Origin of the sequence: Rhodococcus sp. FH8 (assembly GCF_019266085.1) — a bacterium.
Lineage (GTDB): Bacteria > Actinomycetota > Actinomycetes > Mycobacteriales > Mycobacteriaceae > Rhodococcus_F > Rhodococcus_F qingshengii.
Genome location: NZ_LPNQ01000053.1, coordinates 26,529 through 41,872 on the forward strand (window position 1 = coordinate 26,529; position 15,344 = coordinate 41,872).

A 15,344-nucleotide genomic window follows, 5' to 3' on the forward strand; every position below is an offset into this window, starting at 1 on the left:
CGTATCGGGCGAGGCCGAGGGCGACGTCGATGTCTTGTGCCCGCTACCGCCCAAGAAGAACGGCATCGACAATCTTGCCGCGCTCTGGTCCAGAGCCGTCGCCGACCAGCCTCATCGGAGGCATCTCACTCATCGCTGTTCCCCGTCGTTCACAGTGCCGCGACTGACAATCCCCGACAGAGAAACGGGCCCACATGACCAGCAACAGTGAGGACACGAAAACCGACAGCAGCGCGACCTGGACGGTACGCACCGTGGGAAGCTTCGCCGCGATCCATGTCAGCGGAACCTCACGAGCACAAATCACGGCCGCCAACGCCTTCGTACGCACCGCGCAAAACCTCGGACTCGTCTGCTACAACCCGCTCAGCGAACGAATCCTGCCGCCACGGGACTAGAACTGGATCTCCTTGAGCCGACATCCCGAGATGCGACGGCTCCCCGATGACGGCTCACCGAAACCATCCACGACCTACTCCTGAGAAATGTCAGTGGCCCAGCAACCCACCCTCCCGGCACCGCTGCCGGAACGCTTCGTCTGTCAGCACAGAAACCCACCTTCGGCATCCCCAACCACCGTCGCGGCAATACGCGCCGCCCATCCCTCGTGACCGAGCAAACTCCACACCGGGTCACGGTCGTCCAATGGTGTCGCAGCCAGCTGCACACGCCGCACAAACCGGCCGACAGCAGGAACAGACAACGCGATCCACCGCCACGAACCATCATCCGAGCTGATACCGAGTCGGCTCATCAAGCCAGTCGCGATCACCGACACGTCACCGTTCACTCCCGCAAGAGCATCCGCCGAGACATGAAGAACAGCCACCCACGACTGCACCGGCGACTTCGGCCCCCGCGGTGACGACCTCAAACCTGATCTCACCCGCTGCGGCCCCTCCATCACCGCTGCCACCGACCGCACCCACCCCGCATCATCGACACGGCTCGCCGGCAACGGATGCGATCGAACATGCCGACTCATCTCTCGACAACCGCCAACGACCTCCACCCCACCGACAGGTTCGGTCCCCAGCAGAAACTGCAACAACGAACCCACATCACTCGTCATACGCACATCCGAAATCACGGCACCATCCCACCGGCAATCAAGTCACCCGACGCGTCGCTGCTCATCTCGACACCTTCCCCTCGATCGAAAACACCGTGAGCCAACGGATTCGGCGTACGCAGCGGACCCGGCCGCCCGATCAAACCATGACCGTTCAACAGCGTCCCGACAATCGCCAGAGCGCCACGATGAAATGTCGCACCAGAGATCGAACACACCCGACCAAACCACGGGCCAGTGTGAAACTGAAACGACGGATTTCGGCACGAGGAGATCGAAGTATGCAGATCATGATCTGACCGGCTTACCGAGACGAGCACCCTTCGACCCCCTGTACGCAGTCGGTGCGCGGTTCTAAAATGGACGTCGCGGCGGTTTGATGTCGGGCACACAGTCTGCCGCGCCGGCCGGCCCCCGGGTGTCTTTCCCTCGGGGGATGGGTCGCCTGAACTGCGCACTGTCAGATAGCAACGGTTCGGTGCGCACGGCTCACCGCCAGTGCGCTCACAGTCCCGCTTTGGCGGTGAGTCCCCGGCCTCAACGCAAACCCGGCGGACGCATCGGCGCCCAACACGTCGAAGGCCGCACACACCGCCTTGCAACTACGTCGTCAGCGTCGAGATCGAAGGCAACCTCGACCAACTCACCGTCGCACTTCCCGACAGAGAAACGAGCGGACCACAAATATGGCCGCGCACACTGCTCTTACTGAAATTTTTCGGCGTGATCGCTCAACAACCGAGCAAGAAACCGAACCGTCTCAGGGTCAGTCATATCACCACCCCGCGCGCAACCGAGTCGGGCACCGGACGCCGCCTCCGCAGCCCGCAACTCCTCGTACGCCGCAACAAGCTCAGGACTCGGATTCGCCGCCAGCTCCGCCCGCCGCTGCCGCTTGGCCTCCCGGGCAACGCGCATCCTGTCCGAAAACTGCTCCTCACGCCAGATCCCGAACCTGCGACGCTTCCACGGCGACCGGACCGCAGCACCATCCATCCACTCCGCGAACTCAGCCCCGTCCTGCTCCCACCTCCGCGCCCGAAAAACCGGACTCCAGTCATCCACCAATGTTCTCCCCCATCTCGCGCCCGAAAGACCGGACTCCAGTCATCCACCAATGTTCTCCCCCATCTCGCGCCAAACCTCCCGAACCACACGACAGAGTCTGCCAAGCCGTCCACACCAACAAGCGATGCCAAGTCGCATCGAATTGCGTCACACCCACATTCTGCGGCCCAGCACCCACCCAAAACCCCTACGCCTCTTCCCATTGCCACTCATGCTGACGCCACGCCTGTTAACGGGACAGACAATCGCCGAGTTGATGAACGATAGTCTTTTCTGCGAGAGACCACGACCGTGGTCGACGCAAGACCACGACGGGCTAACAGATGCTGCTGACGGCGAACTGGCGAGACTGGTACCACTTCCGCCATCAACAGGAGTGTTTCAAGTCGGGCACAGCATTCGAGGACTATGCCTCGAAGGTGCTGGATCGATTCCACGACGACTACGTGAACCCCGCTCCGTCAGGAACACTCGGCGATGGCGGGTGCGACGGGCTGGCGGACTCAGGCACCATCTTCTACGCCTGCTACGGCCAACGACCGGCCCGCAGCGCAGAGCGCGAACTCGCTGCCAAGATCAATTCAGACTTCGCACGGGGGCTCTCTCAGTGGGACAGCTTCCACACATGGAAATTCGTCACGAACGCACCAGCAGGTCCAGAGTCCTTGAAAGCCCTCACCGGTCTCCAACAAAGTCACGGTCCGTCCGCTGAGCGCCCACTGACCATCCGGCTCGTTAACACCGAGAAACTCTGGGTGGAAGTGGTCGGAACCCTCGATGTCGCTGTCCTCAACGCGCTGTTCCCTGGGGCGCCCGGGGCAGAGAACGTGGAACTTTCTGACTTGTTGCCCCTACTTGACGCGCTCGACTCCAACACCGTGATTGTGGAAACCGGCGCACGTGTACTGGCCGTCCCCGCAGGCAAGATGGACTTCAACGAGCTCCCCGACGCGAGCCGTCTCGAGTTCAACGCAGGCCGGTTACTGGCTCCTCGTATTGACCGTTGGTATGAAGAGTTGTCCGACCCAGGTCTGTGTGACGTTCATGGCGAGAAATTTCGGTCGATGTACCAGGACGCCCATGCGGTGACGGCAGTACCAGCCGAAGTTCTTGAACGACTGTATGTGTCGGTAGCCGGAACTAACTTCAGGATGGATGGAAAGCGCGCCAACGCGGCGTTCGCAGTCGTCTCGTACTTCTTCGATTCCTGCCACATATTCGAGATGCCACCCACCAACGAAGACGGCCCAGAAGTGGAGACACCCAATGCTTTTACCCACTAAAGGGGTGTCATCGGACCGCGCCCTCATGACAGTCGGTTCCAAGATCCTCGAAGAACTCCGCGATCCGATGTCGGTCTCGGCCCTCTGGGAACGGTTCAGCATTCACGAACATTCGTCACATCGAGCCCAACGCATCACATTCGATTGGTTCACACTCGCACTGGCCGCCCTCTACACAATGAGACTCGTGGACACATCCGATGAAGGCTTCCTCAGGCGCACACATGTTTCTTAGCCGCCTCACCTCCTCCGACCCAAGATTCAAGACTCTGCGGTTTCGCGAGGGCCTGAACATCCTCGTCGCCGAACGCACCGACACATCCCAGCAAGGCGACAGTCGAAACAGCATCGGCAAAACCAGCGTCATCAAGATCCTGAGGTACCTCCTCGGCGGCGACCTACCGCCAGAATTCAAAGCATCCGAACTCACCGACCACACATTCACCGCCACCCTCGCGCTTCCCGCGAAAGATGGCGACCGGGACGACGAAGTTACTGTCACACGCGCCGTCTCACCGACGACCCGCGTTCAAGTCTCCGGTTGGTCGATAACCGGAAACTCGACGGACATCCACGTCGATGAATGGCGCGAATTACTCTCCCACAACATCTTTCGGATACCATCCGACGCAACCCGCCCGACAGCCGGTCAGCTCTGGAGTCAACTGATCCGAACATTCTTCAACAACCCCATCAAGGGCCACCAGTCCGAGGCCGACTGGGAATCAGGCGTGAAGATCGGCTTCATGCTGGGACTCTCACCAGAAATCTTGGGCAAGGCAGGCGATGTCGATCGCCTCACCAAACAAGGCAAAGCCATCCGCGCAGCAGTCCGTGAAGGCGCAATCACCCACCTCTCACTCGACGAATCCGCGATCCGCGCACAACTCGCGACAGCCCGCCGCCACCGCGACCGCGCACAGGGGGATCTACGCGGGTTCAAAGTCGATGAACAATACGCCGATCACCAACAAGAAGCGGACAAGCTCAGCGCCTCGATCCAGAAACTCAACGACGAAGCCCTCGCTCTACTACGAAGGTCACGGGAGATCGACGAAGCAATAGCCGACGAAGTCGAGACGTCCGAGCAGGACGAACTGACGGCGAAACTCTCTCGTGTCTACGCCGAGATCGGACTCGTCCTCCCGAACACCGTCAGCCGGCGCTACGACGAGGTCAGAGCATTCCACGAATCCGTGGTCCGCAACCGCCGATCATTCCTGGAACAAGAACTCAACAGCATCCGCACCCGCCTCGAAGCCATCCACTCCGAACGCAGCAGCCTCGACAACCAGCGATCCCAGATCATGCTTCTCCTCAACGAAACCGTCGCACTCGACACCTTTCTGAGCCTCCAGCGTGATCTTGCGAAGAAGGAATCCGACGTCGCAGACCTGGAACGACGACTGGAAGCCGCGAACTCAATCAGCACCATCAGCGACACGATCAAACTGCGAACCGCAGAACTCGTCGCCTCGGTCCGAACCGAACTGAACGAGCGAAATGACAGCCTCGTTGAATCGATCTCCCTATTCGGCGAACTCGGCGCAGAGATCTACACCGACCGTGAGGCATCACTTCTGATTTCGCCGACACCCAAAGGACTCTTAGGCGTCGAGCCCCGCATATCAGGCGACGCGAGCGTAGGCGTCCGCAGCGTAGAGACCTTCATACTCGACATCGTGTGCGCAATCGCCGCAATCAAAGCAGGCCGTGCACCTCGGATACTCGTACACGACAGCCACCTCTTCGACGCAATCGACGGCCGCCAAGTCGCATCGTGCCTCAACATCGGAGCCCGACTCGCCGAACAACACAACTTCCAGTACATCGTGACCCTCAACTCGGACTTCCTCGCCACCGTGGAACTTCAAAGCGACGGCGCCTTCGACGCAGACCCCTACATCCTCGACACACGTCTAACCGACGAAACAGACGCCGGCGGACTCTTCGGCTTCCGCTTCGATTAACCGCTCAACATGGCCAACAAGATCACCAACCAATGGGGCCACTCGGGACATAAATCAATCAGGGTGGGCTGTAGTCAACTACCCAAGCGGTCTCGGTCCGGCGGTGCGGTGCAGGCAGCGGTGGCGATGATCCTTACAACCCAAGCATGCGTCCGGGGGCCTTTCCGTACACGGATCCCTATTTCGTCTCGTTCGGATGGTTGGTGTGCACCTGCTCCACGTGCACCGTGCGCCCCTCGACATAGAACCAAATGCGGGCATCACCCTGCTGAGTGGGTTTGTGCTGCCACCGCTGATGGCTCACGCCGTCGCGAGTGACGACGCCGAGGTCGCCGCGTAGCGGGTAGTTCTTCGGATCCACCACCAGCGGGGTTCGCGTCAGGAAATCCCAGGCCTCCGCCAACGGGTTGCGGATCACCGCAGTGAGGTCCCGCCAACCTTTGCGTGCATTGTTGGTCGCGAAGCGGATCTCGTACTCGGTCTTCTTCGTCGGTCGAGGTACGAGCTCGCCGCGTTTTCCTGCCACCGCTACGGACGCTCCACCATCGTGTCGTCTTCTGGAGTGTCCAGCCATTCGAGGTCGGCCTGACCGAGGCCGGCAGCGATCGCGGTCGCCGTTTCTCGCCACGAGGTCAGTTCCGCAAGTACCAGGTGCGGTTGGTCGGTCGCGAACGACGCGCGTGCGGCGTCGACCAGGTCTCGAGCGCAGACGGCACGATCCTTCGGGGAAAGTGCCAGCATCCAGGGGAATGCGCGCGACATCCGTCCGTCGAGGGGTCCGTCGTCGTCGACGGCCACTCCGATCAGCTGTGCCGCGAACTCGAGGAGTCGGGCGCGGCTGTCTGCTTCGCGTTGTGTCATGAGCACGAGATCTTCGCCGTCGCGGCGGGTGACGGTGACGGGGTGGTCCTCGGCCTCGGCGAACACCTCGGCCGAGTGTTTGCTCAGGTCGGAGGAGCGGCGTGTGGTGCGGGTCGCGGTCGGGGCCATGCCCCCACAATATTCGGAACGTGTTCGGAAGTCTATGTGAAGTGCACTGCACGGCGACCGGCATGGCCCGGGTCCAGGCTTCTCCGGAACCGAAAACTCAGGCCGCGACTGTGACTTTCGGAATTATTTGGCACGTTCTTCCCTGAATCTTTTGGCACGGTGGTAGCCGTCAGACACTCTCACCTTGGGATCCTCGGTCGAGCAGGAGGCGGGAGGTATCTCGGTTTTCTCACTGTGTTGAGATCCGCCAACCCGGCATCCTCAGAGCCTCCGAACAACTCCTCGACGCGGCGACTGTTCAGAAAACCACTGATCAACTGCCACAGTTCATCCGCGAACGCCGGGGCTTCTGGACCGACCAAGCGAAGCAAGAACACGAACGCATCATCATCATCGAGCGCGGCCACGATGCCGTGCTCGGCAATCGCCCCCGCATCATCGGGGTACACCCCACTCAGGAACTCAAGCCCATGCAGATAATCGTCGAGGTACCTGTTCGGGCGCATCCCCTCATTCTTCCATCACGATCACTCCTGCAAGATCGGCAAGCCCGATCGCCCCGTTCGACGGTCAAACCGAAAGGATCTGTTTTTTCGAACAGATGACGGTTGCTTTGGACGCGGGGAATATTGTCACTCACAGGCGAAATAGCAACGGCTGTCGAATAGCATTCGGAGAATGTATGTGTCCGGTTCCGACTTCGGTGCCAGGTGGGATGTCAGATTCACATTCGAGCCGTCACCGGAACTCCAAGAGATACTCCTGACCGTGATCGCCCGGATCTCGCGCGACACCCTTCGTTTCGATGGAATGCGGGAGTTCGATCCGGGGGTGTGGCGCGTCGACATTCGACGAGACGTGTTCCCGGTTCCTGGGCTCGTTCTCAGTTTGGGAGTGAACAATCAGGACGGTAGCGGGTTCGGGATCTCCAGCGGCCTCGATGCTTTGGCCGCAACCATCGAGATCGCGCACAACTTCCAGGACTTCAATGAATGGCTGCAATGGCCGACTCTGCCAAGCGGCGGTCATCTGGATCCCGGAATAGTCGACGGTGAGGCAACGTGGATGCTGCGAGGCGAGGTTGTCGCCCCGATCGGACAGCTCACCGAGTATCTCGACCTGCTGGACCATTGAGCCCGCACACTCTGGACCCGAATGGGCTCAGATCGTTTCTGAGGGCTTGGGTGTGCGTTTTGACCATCGACCAAGCAGGACAAATCATTCAGTGGGCGGGACCAGACATCGAATACGGGTTATCCAGTGGCCAGCGGACTGACAACACGACCACTCTTGCCTGAAATCCAGACTCTGAATCACACCGGCGAGTCCGGAGACTTACTGATTTGAGAACTCCGCGATTCGCGTAGCTCTGTGTTCACCGTAGTAGAACGCCTCGATTCGGCGAGAATACGCGTCGATGACGAACGCGACGTAGACCCAGCCCGACCATGTCGAAACGTATGTAAAGTCGGCTACCCACAACATGTTTGGCGCGATCGGGTTGAACTTCCGTTGCACCAGATCGTCTGCGCGATGCCCTTGTGGATCGGCGATGGTGGTGCGCTTGGCCTTGCCTCGACGGGCACCTTCGAGCCCGAGGACACCCATCAACCGTTCGACCGTGCACCGCGCGCTACCTCGATACCCTCTCGCCTCAGCTGAAGCCACACCTTGCGGGCGCCGTAGACCGAATAATTTTCGGTGTGCACCCGGCTGACCTCGACTTTAAGCCTTTCGTCGCGCAGAGACCGCCGAGACGCAGGACGGTTGCGGGCTTCGTAGTAGGTGGACGGCGCAATTGAGCAGCCGTGCTCGGTGAGCACCCTGCACATCGGCTCGACGCCGTACTTGCTCTTGATCGGTTGACGAAGTCGATGAAGTCCCCGGAAACTCCGGTGTGATTCAGCGGTGAGCCGGTCATGGTCCCGGAGAGAGATCGTGGAACGGAAGTCGAGATGTAGTCATAGATGACGGAGAGCGGGCCGCACCGAAAGGTGTGACCCGCTCTCGTCGATGTCCCATCACTCCGATCGGCGATGGACTTCTCGGAACTCTTAGTTTGCCAACACCACGATCTTGTTCGTGACCGCTGAGTTCGAGATGGTGATGGAAGGCGGTGTCGATGACGTCCCAGGGCTGAATTTCACGGTCTGGACCCCGACTTTGTAGCTGTTTTCACTCTTCCGAATACCACCGCTCTTGAGGGTGCTGTAGAAGAGTCCTCGCGCGTCGTTCGATTTCACGTAGCTCACTCGTGGTGAGACACCTGCTGGATTCGAGCTCCGATTGATCAGCGTTTCGGGGCTGTTGATGCTGCTCGCCTGCACCACGGGAATAGAGTTACTTCCGCCTTTCGGGACCAGGATCTCGATTACTTTGTCGAGGACGACTTGAACGACGACCCCCTTTGTTGCGTCCTTGAACTCCTTCTGCCAGTTGACCTTCTGGAGGTACTTCACAACTGCCCCCGCTGGGCCTTGCTGCGGTGCGACGACGGGGGTCGCGTGGACGACAGGGACGACGACGAAACCACCAAAAGCGGTGAACGCTGCGAGAGCAGCGGCAACCGTTGCAGTGCGGATGGAAGTTGACCTGGACATGTCGTTCCTCTCGGTCGGGCAGGCGCCCGGCGCGGCAACCTGCACAAACAGAGGCTAATGGGCGAACCTGCGCCGTTCAAGCACTCTGGTTGCTCCATAAATGGCACACTTGCCACATGGTGAACACAGCAGATCCCGCGTGGCTTCGATTCGTGGAGTTCGTCAAGGAAGACCTGGCGCATCTGACTCCGGTCGCACTTGCCGAAATGTTCAACGACGAAGAAGTGACACCCAAACGGATCGCGGACTGGAGGCGCGGCCACGGAAGGCCGAAATTGGCAGAACTGCCTCGCCTCAGCCTCGAGTGGACGTCATCTGCCGCTCACGACGGAGAGGTAGACGAGCTGTTCTTCGCCAGGATGCTCGATGCAGTCCCAGACGTGCAAGAGGCGCTTGCGCACGAAGTATGGCTGCACAGAAGGGTTTTCGAACTGCGCAGTGAACTCCGAGATCTCGAGATGTCGGTGCGTCATTCCGACACCACCGAGGCAACCGGCGCGATCATCGCAGCCACCACCGCGACGCAGAATTGGGCGGTCGCAGTTCAACCAGCTATTGAAGGACCCGGCGATCTTCGGTTTCACGTAGCGGACATCCTGGACTTTCGGCGGGTGTACAAGCAAGGGAACGACTCTGATGTCTCACTGCGGGACGAACGTAACGACCTGGAGAACGAACTGCATCACGTGCTGAACAGGTACGGGGCGGTCTACGCGCCTCGCGCCCCCACTCAATGGATGAGTAAGGCAGACGCGGAGGCTTCAGGGGACGCTGAACCCGACAGGTTGCGATACTCCGTCAGGCACACGATCGCCGAGCGTAGCCCGGATCGTCAGTGGCAGCACAAAGATGTCCCGGCTGTCGCCATCGTCTCGTTGACCGACGGTCCTTGGCCGGCAGATGTCGGTGCACTCCTCGCGAGAATGTTGGGTTACGGATTCTTCACTACTCGGAAAATTGCGCAAGGGTATAGGCCCAACAACAGCCTCCCCACCAGCGAAGAACTAGACGCCTACCGATCACAACTCCACGGAGAGCACCTGCACAAGCCTTGGCCTCGCTACGTCTGGGCCCATCGAGGCACCGACGTCCTACCAGGCCGGTTCTTGCCGACACCGCCGAAAGATGTAGGCAATGCGCCCCAATCGGGCCCATTGCATGTGATCTGGCTGAGGGAGGATCGCCAGCTCATCGCCAATCTGGTGAGGGGACGAAAGCTGGATCGGAAACAGGCAGCCGCGATCAGAGAGGGGCGGGACAAAATCGACCGGACGATCAAGTCGTTCGAGGGTGCAGACGCTCGCGTAATAGTGCACACGATCAACTGCGAATCAGTGGGGCCGGGGCCAGACGACCGGCGTGGCCCGCGATGGCAACGCTCGTTCAGGTTGGCCAGAGAGGCAGTCGAACTGGTTCTCGGAGAAGAATACAAGGACATCATCGCACCCCACCTAACCAAGCTGGCAGTCAAACAGAATCCCGACCCTATCGAGAAGTGCCTGATCGACTGGCTCGGTAAAGACTTCCTGAGTTGATGTCAGAGCTGTAAGTCGTTGCAGGATGTGCACCGCTGGCACCGCCGCAGAAACGGATCCCCAAATATCACCTATGAGTGATATTATGACGAAGTGTCGATCTGGAGTGTGGACGTCGAGTTGGTCGAAGATTGGCTTGCACAGCTGGATCAGTCGTCCTATGAACAGGTTGTCGCTGCACTTGAATTGCTCGAAGAACGTGGGCCTCAGCTCGGTCGGCCGCTGGTCGACACGGTCACTGCCTCCCGCCACAAGAACATGAAGGAGCTACGGCCGGGATCGAGTGGGCGCTCGGAGCTGCGAGTGCTGTTTGCGTTCGACCCGCATCGAAAGGCGATCTTGCTGATCGCGGGAGACAAATCAGGTCAGTGGACCAAGTGGTACAAGAAGAACATTCCGATCGCCGACGATCTGCTCGACACCCACATCGAAAACCTGGAAGGGAAGTGAACGTGATGGCAAAAAGTCTCGACGACATGCTCAACGCACGGCCCGTCGACCGGTCCGCCGTGGACGCGCACAAGGGCCGACTGCTCGAGGAGGTACGGGCCTACCGACTCAAGGAACTCCGCAAGAATGCTGCCTTGACTCAAGGTGAGGTCGCAGACCGTCTCGGCGTCGGCCAAAACCGCATCTCCAACATCGAGCGCGGGGACCTCGCACGAATTCAAATCGACACCCTGCGCCGATACGTCGAGGCAGTAGGCGGTTCCCTGCGTGTCGAGGTCGAACTCGGAGACGACCGCTTCCACATCGCCTGACCGCAGTGCCGGCCGGTCACCTACGGCGGTGGATCACCGTAGGTGACAACCATCGAGACGATCTCCGGACCGGGCAGGATGACGCGCATCCACTTGTCGGGAACCTTCGCCATCTGTGACGCGGCAGCATCGCGGACAGACAACGGGGGACTCAGGACCAATTCCCTGTTCGCCATCTCCGGGTCGGGCGTGTATTTGGCGACCCGCCCACCCCAGACCGTGCCGCTTTTCATTTTGACCAGGGCATATGCGACACCTGGGTCAGGTAGATCGTCACGCAGGACCGACCTCCATGCGGAAATGTCGGAGATCGCGGCTTTGTCCGTGCGGTAGACGAGACGGAACGCGCCGTAGGAGATGCCGAGCGAGACCCCCAAGCAAAGGGCTGCTGCCCACGACACCGCTGCGAGGTGCGCGTTGACGTAACCTGAGCCGCCGCGGATCATCGACGCCGGATCCGGAAACGGGTACTTCTCCCATCGTGCGGCGACGATCATGCCGATTACTGTCACCACAGCTGCAGCGCCGGCACTGCACAGCGTCGACATCAGTGTGATCCGGCTGATCTCGGTGAACACCGTCTCGTGTCGACGGGTGCGCTTGGTGACGCTGGCCAGGTCGTACAGCAGCCCAGGAGCTACGAACACGAAGAAGGCCAGCACTGTCAGCCAGGTACCAGGTGTCACAGTCAGTGGTCGAAATCGCCCCACTGGTCGGAGACGGTTTCCCCGGACGCGGGCGGCGACTCCTGGCGTTGCTCGACAACCACCGGAGCCTCGACGTGCAGCGAGTCGATCGACCCCAAGATCGTGTCCGGATCCTTCGGAGGCACCGCGTAGAGCGTGCCGTCGTCCTGAGCTTCTTCAATACCCATGCCGCTGTCCGTTCGTTCACTCGCGCCGGCACTACTCGCCGCCACTCTGCGCCGTCAGTGTGCCCCATCACCACGACACATGGTGATCGAACCGATGGTCACCCGAAGCTGTCGAGGTCGAGGGTGATCTCGACACCCTCTTTCTCCACCACGATCTTCGCATGCACTGCGCCGGCCGCGGCTAGGTACTGGCGCAGGGTCGAAAGCAGCAGATCGTCGCGATTTTCTATTCTCGATACCGTGCCCTGATCAGTGTCGAGGATCGTTGCGACTTCGGTCTGAGTCAGCTTGCCCGCTTTGCGGATGTCCGCCAGGCCTTGTGCGTAGATCCGGTTCACTTCCGCGCGCTCGGACGCGTAGCGGGTGACATCGTCAGCGATCAACGGGTCCGCAACGAGTCGGTCGATGCGATCATTTCCGCGAATGAATCGGGTCTTATCCGACTGTTCGGTCATCGTTGATCTCCTTCTGTCTGAAACTTCCATGCTCGGACTGCGGCGTCGGCTCGGGGTCCGACACTGTTGTAGAACACGTCGCCGATTCTCGATTTGTCGCCCGCGAACAGTGCCACTACGACGGTGTTGCTGTCGGGTGGGAACCAGCAGATCAGCCGAAATGCGATGTCGGGGTCGAACGGATGGGCAGTGCGCCAGACCTGGTGTTGACCTGATTGGCGGACTCGTTTCAAGTCGGGTTCATCTTCTTGTGGACAGCCTCGCAGGCTCCGCAACAGCGAGAGTGCATCGGCGGCCCACGCGAGGAGGCGCCGGGAGAGCTCGTCTCCTCCTCTGGCCGCGAGAGACCCGATTCGCCTCGTGGACTGAGGAAAATCGGGTCTCTCGATTTGCTTTGGTGAGCTACTCGGCCAATCGACGCAGACCGAGTACTGCCTCTGCGGCGGCGATTGCTTCTTCCTTACGTTCGCTCCAGCCCACGTTATCCCCCGCGTCGATCATGATTGGGTTTCGCAGGGGCACCTCGTACGGAAGCGTCCCGATACCGGTGGAAACCCACAGGTGGAACGCGCCGCCAACCTTCCATCCACCGTCCGACTTCAGTATCGCGGCGACGTTGTGGGTGACATTGAGCCACTGCGTCGCCCCGATTCCGCCGTCGTCGTATTCGTAAATAGGGCTGACGCGTTTTCCGGGGCCACGGCCTCGGTTGTATTCCTCGTCCGGAGTCGCCGCAACAGGGAACCCGTCCAGCCAATACTCCTTAATGATGGCCCTCACCTCGTCGCCCAGCAACGCCCAACCATCGGCATAGCCCGTCATTCTTTCCTCTTCGTTGTGTGCCCTGCCGACTGGCACTGTTCTACGCACGCGTATCCATGACCATTCAAGCGGACATATTTCCAATACTGACTCGGTAAAATCCTCGCCCTGGAGCAACGGCCGCGACCAGTCAATCCGACGTACCCTCGAACAATCGCTCAATCCGACGCACATGTTCACGCGTATAACCAGTCCGACGAACAACCTCCACCTGCGAAACTCCAGACTGTCGCGCGCGCCAAATCTCGCCGTACAGAGCATCCCGAGCAGCCTTCTCCGCGACTACTGCACGCTTGTGCGCCTCGACGGCCTTCTCCAGCGGATCCATGCAGGTGACGTTACCGTCCGACCTGGACGCGAAACGATTCTGAACCGAGTCCACCCTGAATGCTCGGCCAAATGTCCTTCTCACACTTGCCAATGTGACATGCATGAGGCATCCTGAATGTCACATAGAGTTCTTTCCTTCGTGCTTCACAATCCGCGACAGCTCCAGTCACGCTGACCGCATCGCAGACAGAGGACCTCATGACATCCACGGCAACAAATGTCCATGCCCACGCGCAGCGCGCCTGCGACTCCCTCGTCGACCTTGCCGACAATCTCGACGCACTCGGCCGCTACAACCTCCCACAAGACATCCACACCGCAGCCCTGACCGCACAACACATCTCAAACATCCTCAAAGTCGCTTACCAAATCGCGTTCGCCTACCACAACGCCATCCCAGCACCCCGCGATGCGCTCAAAATCTACGACGTCGACGAACGCTCCTATCTCCGCGTCATCCGCAAACACAGTCTCTTCGCCTTCCGTTCCGGATACGACGCATTCCGCTGCTTCGACGACATCCACGACGTCGCACGACGACTGGAAGCGACAACCAACGCCAAGACCGCAGAGCGACTGAGACCGAAGGGCGAGTAGACATTCCGCCCACAGACTGATCCGTTCACTGTCGTACCCCTACACAAGGATTCCGTCCATGCCCGTGCGCGCCATACCTGGACTTACCGATCTCGCCACTCTGCGACCAGATCTCGCCGCAGAGTGGGATGCAGAGAGAAACAAACGGCAACCGACCGATATCACGCCGAAAAGCAGCATCCGGGCGTGGTGGCGATGCGGAAAGAAGCATTCCTATCAGGCCTGCGTCGCCGACCGCACTGCCAAAATCGGTCCAGGATGCCCCTACTGCACACTGATCCGCCCAATTCCCAATGAAACCGACTTACCTACGACTCATCCCGAAATCGCGTCCCAATGGCACCCCACCTTCAACGGCGACCGGACGCCTACCGGCTTTACAGCAAAAAGCAACTGGAAAGCTTGGTGGCGATGTGCCGGCGGTCACGAGTACCAAACAGAAATCACAAAACGCACCAACAGAAAATATGGGTGCCCACACTGCGCAGGTCGCTACGCGATCACCGGGGTCAACGATCTCGCGACAACCGAACCCGAGATTGCAAAGGAATGGGACACCATCCGAAACGATCGACCACCAACTGCAGTCAAGACAGGATCCGAGTACAGCGCGTGGTGGATTTGCCCAGACCGCAGTCACTCGTACGCATCAAGAGTCGAGCAGCGCGTAAAAGCGATAATTGGCTGCCCTTACTGCGGTGGGCGGTTACCTATTCCAGGTGAAACCGATCTCGCCACGCTACGGCCGGAGGTCGCGCGCGAGTGGCACCCCACCAAGAACACGCTCTCCGCCCACGACGTTCTCGTTGCCTCGAACAAGAGCGTCTGGTGGGCATGTTCCAGTGGTCATGAATGGAAGACTGTCGACGGCCATCGTAAGCTCCCCACTGGCGGCCATTTATGGCGCATTTTGTGGCCATGGTTTCTCCCCGCGTACGGCCAGATAGTTCCCCACCTGCTGTGAGTCAGATTCGGTCCCGGCAACGC

20 protein-coding genes and 1 pseudogene are annotated in these 15,344 nt (G+C 60.0%); 10 read left to right on the top strand and 11 right to left on the bottom strand.

The window, feature by feature from the left end; genetic code table 11:
- The first annotated feature begins 194 nt into the window (after positions 1-194).
- Positions 195-398: a hypothetical protein gene (locus ATN38_RS01650; protein ID WP_037131380.1), complete on the top strand. Its 204-nt coding sequence runs from the start codon at positions 195-197 to the stop codon at positions 396-398.
- A gap of 143 nt (positions 399-541) precedes the next feature.
- Here ATN38_RS01650 and ATN38_RS01655 read toward each other — a convergent pair whose 3' ends face one another.
- Together ATN38_RS01655 and ATN38_RS01660 are read right to left on the bottom strand one after the other, a co-directional pair.
- On the bottom strand, positions 542-1,072 hold the full coding sequence (locus ATN38_RS01655) for a hypothetical protein (RefSeq protein WP_218747487.1): 531 nt from the start codon (positions 1,070-1,072) through the stop codon (positions 542-544).
- A 14-nt stretch (positions 1,073-1,086) separates the two neighbouring features.
- Positions 1,087-1,290: a hypothetical protein gene (locus ATN38_RS01660; RefSeq protein ID WP_003944283.1), complete on the bottom strand. Its 204-nt coding sequence runs from the start codon at positions 1,288-1,290 to the stop codon at positions 1,087-1,089.
- A 1,173-nt stretch (positions 1,291-2,463) separates the two neighbouring features.
- On the opposite strand from ATN38_RS01660, the gene ATN38_RS01665 reads away from it, so the two are divergent.
- Genes ATN38_RS01665 through ATN38_RS01670 form a run of 3 tightly spaced genes read left to right on the top strand, consistent with a single transcriptional unit; the run spans position 2,464 to position 5,393 of the window.
- On the top strand, positions 2,464-3,423 hold the full coding sequence (locus ATN38_RS01665; RefSeq protein WP_003944224.1) for an ABC-three component system protein: 960 nt from the start codon (positions 2,464-2,466) through the stop codon (positions 3,421-3,423).
- Between the two features lie 25 nt (positions 3,424-3,448).
- Entirely contained in the window at positions 3,449-3,658 is a 210-nt protein-coding gene (locus ATN38_RS33320; RefSeq protein WP_003944266.1) for an ABC-three component system middle component 6, read from the top strand.
- The gene (locus tag ATN38_RS01670; RefSeq protein ID WP_037131384.1) at positions 3,648-5,393 is read left to right on the top strand and encodes an ABC-three component system protein; all 1,746 of its coding nucleotides are present in this window, start codon (positions 3,648-3,650) and stop codon (positions 5,391-5,393) included. The genes ATN38_RS33320 and ATN38_RS01670 overlap by 11 nt, the downstream gene beginning before the upstream one ends.
- 178 nt (positions 5,394-5,571) lie before the next feature.
- On the opposite strand, the gene ATN38_RS01675 is transcribed toward ATN38_RS01670, so the two are convergent.
- The 3 genes from ATN38_RS01675 to ATN38_RS01685 form a co-directional block, all read right to left on the bottom strand.
- The gene (locus ATN38_RS01675; protein WP_003944211.1) at positions 5,572-5,919 is read right to left on the bottom strand and encodes a hypothetical protein; all 348 of its coding nucleotides are present in this window, start codon (positions 5,917-5,919) and stop codon (positions 5,572-5,574) included.
- Between the two features lie 2 nt (positions 5,920-5,921).
- A complete protein-coding gene (locus tag ATN38_RS01680; protein WP_003944221.1) occupies positions 5,922-6,383 on the bottom strand; it encodes a hypothetical protein in 462 nt (153 codons plus the stop codon).
- 179 nt (positions 6,384-6,562) lie between these two features.
- Entirely contained in the window at positions 6,563-6,889 is a 327-nt protein-coding gene (locus ATN38_RS01685; protein WP_037131386.1) for a hypothetical protein, read from the bottom strand.
- Between the two features lie 172 nt (positions 6,890-7,061).
- Between ATN38_RS01685 and ATN38_RS01690 the strand changes: the two genes are divergently transcribed.
- Positions 7,062-7,517 (top strand): hypothetical protein, encoded by a 456-nt coding sequence (locus tag ATN38_RS01690; RefSeq protein WP_037131388.1) that lies wholly within the window; start codon positions 7,062-7,064, stop codon positions 7,515-7,517.
- A gap of 261 nt (positions 7,518-7,778) precedes the next feature.
- On the opposite strand, the pseudogene ATN38_RS32545 reads toward ATN38_RS01690, so the two are convergent.
- Together ATN38_RS32545 and ATN38_RS01705 are read right to left on the bottom strand one after the other, a co-directional pair.
- Positions 7,779-8,230 (bottom strand): annotated as a pseudogene (locus ATN38_RS32545) (IS3 family transposase); the annotation flags it as partial.
- A gap of 207 nt (positions 8,231-8,437) precedes the next feature.
- Positions 8,438-8,983 carry a hypothetical protein gene (locus ATN38_RS01705; RefSeq protein ID WP_003944234.1) on the bottom strand — a complete coding sequence of 182 codons (546 nt, stop codon included), beginning with the start codon at positions 8,981-8,983 and terminating at the stop codon, positions 8,438-8,440.
- Positions 8,984-9,099: 116 nt separating this feature from the next.
- Between ATN38_RS01705 and ATN38_RS01710 the strand changes: the two genes are divergently transcribed.
- The 3 genes from ATN38_RS01710 (at position 9,100) to ATN38_RS01720 (ending at position 11,279) form a co-directional block, all read left to right on the top strand.
- Positions 9,100-10,518, top strand: coding sequence for a hypothetical protein (locus tag ATN38_RS01710; protein ID WP_003944280.1), 1,419 nt, complete (start codon positions 9,100-9,102; stop codon positions 10,516-10,518).
- 93 nt (positions 10,519-10,611) lie between these two features.
- Positions 10,612-10,968 (top strand): type II toxin-antitoxin system RelE/ParE family toxin, encoded by a 357-nt coding sequence (locus tag ATN38_RS01715; protein ID WP_003944240.1) that lies wholly within the window; start codon positions 10,612-10,614, stop codon positions 10,966-10,968.
- 5 nt (positions 10,969-10,973) lie between these two features.
- Entirely contained in the window at positions 10,974-11,279 is a 306-nt protein-coding gene (locus ATN38_RS01720) for a helix-turn-helix transcriptional regulator (RefSeq protein ID WP_037131447.1), read from the top strand.
- A gap of 20 nt (positions 11,280-11,299) precedes the next feature.
- Here the strand turns inward: ATN38_RS01720 and ATN38_RS01725 are convergent, their stop codons facing one another.
- From ATN38_RS01725 to ATN38_RS01740, 4 genes are all read right to left on the bottom strand, one after another.
- A complete protein-coding gene (locus ATN38_RS01725; RefSeq protein ID WP_157770428.1) occupies positions 11,300-11,965 on the bottom strand; it encodes a DUF6338 family protein in 666 nt (221 codons plus the stop codon).
- Between the two features lie 2 nt (positions 11,966-11,967).
- Positions 11,968-12,153, bottom strand: a complete 186-nt coding sequence (locus tag ATN38_RS01730) for a hypothetical protein (protein ID WP_003944200.1) — start codon at positions 12,151-12,153, stop codon at positions 11,968-11,970.
- A gap of 98 nt (positions 12,154-12,251) precedes the next feature.
- Entirely contained in the window at positions 12,252-12,608 is a 357-nt protein-coding gene (locus ATN38_RS01735; protein WP_003944213.1) for a helix-turn-helix domain-containing protein, read from the bottom strand.
- A 402-nt stretch (positions 12,609-13,010) separates the two neighbouring features.
- The gene (locus ATN38_RS01740) at positions 13,011-13,430 is read right to left on the bottom strand and encodes a hypothetical protein (RefSeq protein WP_003944284.1); all 420 of its coding nucleotides are present in this window, start codon (positions 13,428-13,430) and stop codon (positions 13,011-13,013) included.
- Positions 13,431-13,958: 528 nt separating this feature from the next.
- On the opposite strand from ATN38_RS01740, the gene ATN38_RS01745 reads away from it, so the two are divergent.
- Positions 13,959-14,357, top strand: a complete 399-nt coding sequence (locus tag ATN38_RS01745; RefSeq protein ID WP_003944286.1) for a hypothetical protein — start codon at positions 13,959-13,961, stop codon at positions 14,355-14,357.
- Positions 14,358-14,415: 58 nt separating this feature from the next.
- Positions 14,416-15,321: a zinc-ribbon domain-containing protein gene (locus ATN38_RS01750; RefSeq protein WP_218747489.1), complete on the top strand. Its 906-nt coding sequence runs from the start codon at positions 14,416-14,418 to the stop codon at positions 15,319-15,321.
- Positions 15,322-15,344 lie beyond the last annotated feature (23 nt).

What these genes read in the sequence shown, in the direction of transcription:
- ATN38_RS01655 (WP_218747487.1), bottom strand. Translation starts at nt 1,072, where the DNA reads ATGACGAGTGATGTGGGTTCGTTGTTGCAGTTTCTGCTGGGGACCGAA.
- ATN38_RS01710 (WP_003944280.1), top strand. Translation starts at nt 9,100, where the DNA reads ATGGTGAACACAGCAGATCCCGCGTGGCTTCGATTCGTGGAGTTCGTC.
- ATN38_RS33320 (WP_003944266.1), top strand. Translation starts at nt 3,449, where the DNA reads ATGACAGTCGGTTCCAAGATCCTCGAAGAACTCCGCGATCCGATGTCG.
- ATN38_RS01740 (WP_003944284.1), bottom strand. Translation starts at nt 13,430, where the DNA reads ATGACGGGCTATGCCGATGGTTGGGCGTTGCTGGGCGACGAGGTGAGG.
- ATN38_RS01720 (WP_037131447.1), top strand. Translation starts at nt 10,974, where the DNA reads ATGGCAAAAAGTCTCGACGACATGCTCAACGCACGGCCCGTCGACCGG.
- ATN38_RS01670 (WP_037131384.1), top strand. Translation starts at nt 3,648, where the DNA reads ATGTTTCTTAGCCGCCTCACCTCCTCCGACCCAAGATTCAAGACTCTG.
- ATN38_RS01680 (WP_003944221.1), bottom strand. Translation starts at nt 6,383, where the DNA reads ATGGCCCCGACCGCGACCCGCACCACACGCCGCTCCTCCGACCTGAGC.
- ATN38_RS01750 (WP_218747489.1), top strand. Translation starts at nt 14,416, where the DNA reads ATGCCCGTGCGCGCCATACCTGGACTTACCGATCTCGCCACTCTGCGA.
- ATN38_RS01730 (WP_003944200.1), bottom strand. Translation starts at nt 12,153, where the DNA reads ATGGGTATTGAAGAAGCTCAGGACGACGGCACGCTCTACGCGGTGCCT.
- ATN38_RS01690 (WP_037131388.1), top strand. Translation starts at nt 7,062, where the DNA reads ATGTATGTGTCCGGTTCCGACTTCGGTGCCAGGTGGGATGTCAGATTC.
- ATN38_RS01705 (WP_003944234.1), bottom strand. Translation starts at nt 8,983, where the DNA reads ATGTCCAGGTCAACTTCCATCCGCACTGCAACGGTTGCCGCTGCTCTC.
- ATN38_RS01650 (WP_037131380.1), top strand. Translation starts at nt 195, where the DNA reads ATGACCAGCAACAGTGAGGACACGAAAACCGACAGCAGCGCGACCTGG.
- ATN38_RS01735 (WP_003944213.1), bottom strand. Translation starts at nt 12,608, where the DNA reads ATGACCGAACAGTCGGATAAGACCCGATTCATTCGCGGAAATGATCGC.
- ATN38_RS01665 (WP_003944224.1), top strand. Translation starts at nt 2,464, where the DNA reads ATGCTGCTGACGGCGAACTGGCGAGACTGGTACCACTTCCGCCATCAA.
- ATN38_RS01745 (WP_003944286.1), top strand. Translation starts at nt 13,959, where the DNA reads ATGACATCCACGGCAACAAATGTCCATGCCCACGCGCAGCGCGCCTGC.
- ATN38_RS01685 (WP_037131386.1), bottom strand. Translation starts at nt 6,889, where the DNA reads ATGCGCCCGAACAGGTACCTCGACGATTATCTGCATGGGCTTGAGTTC.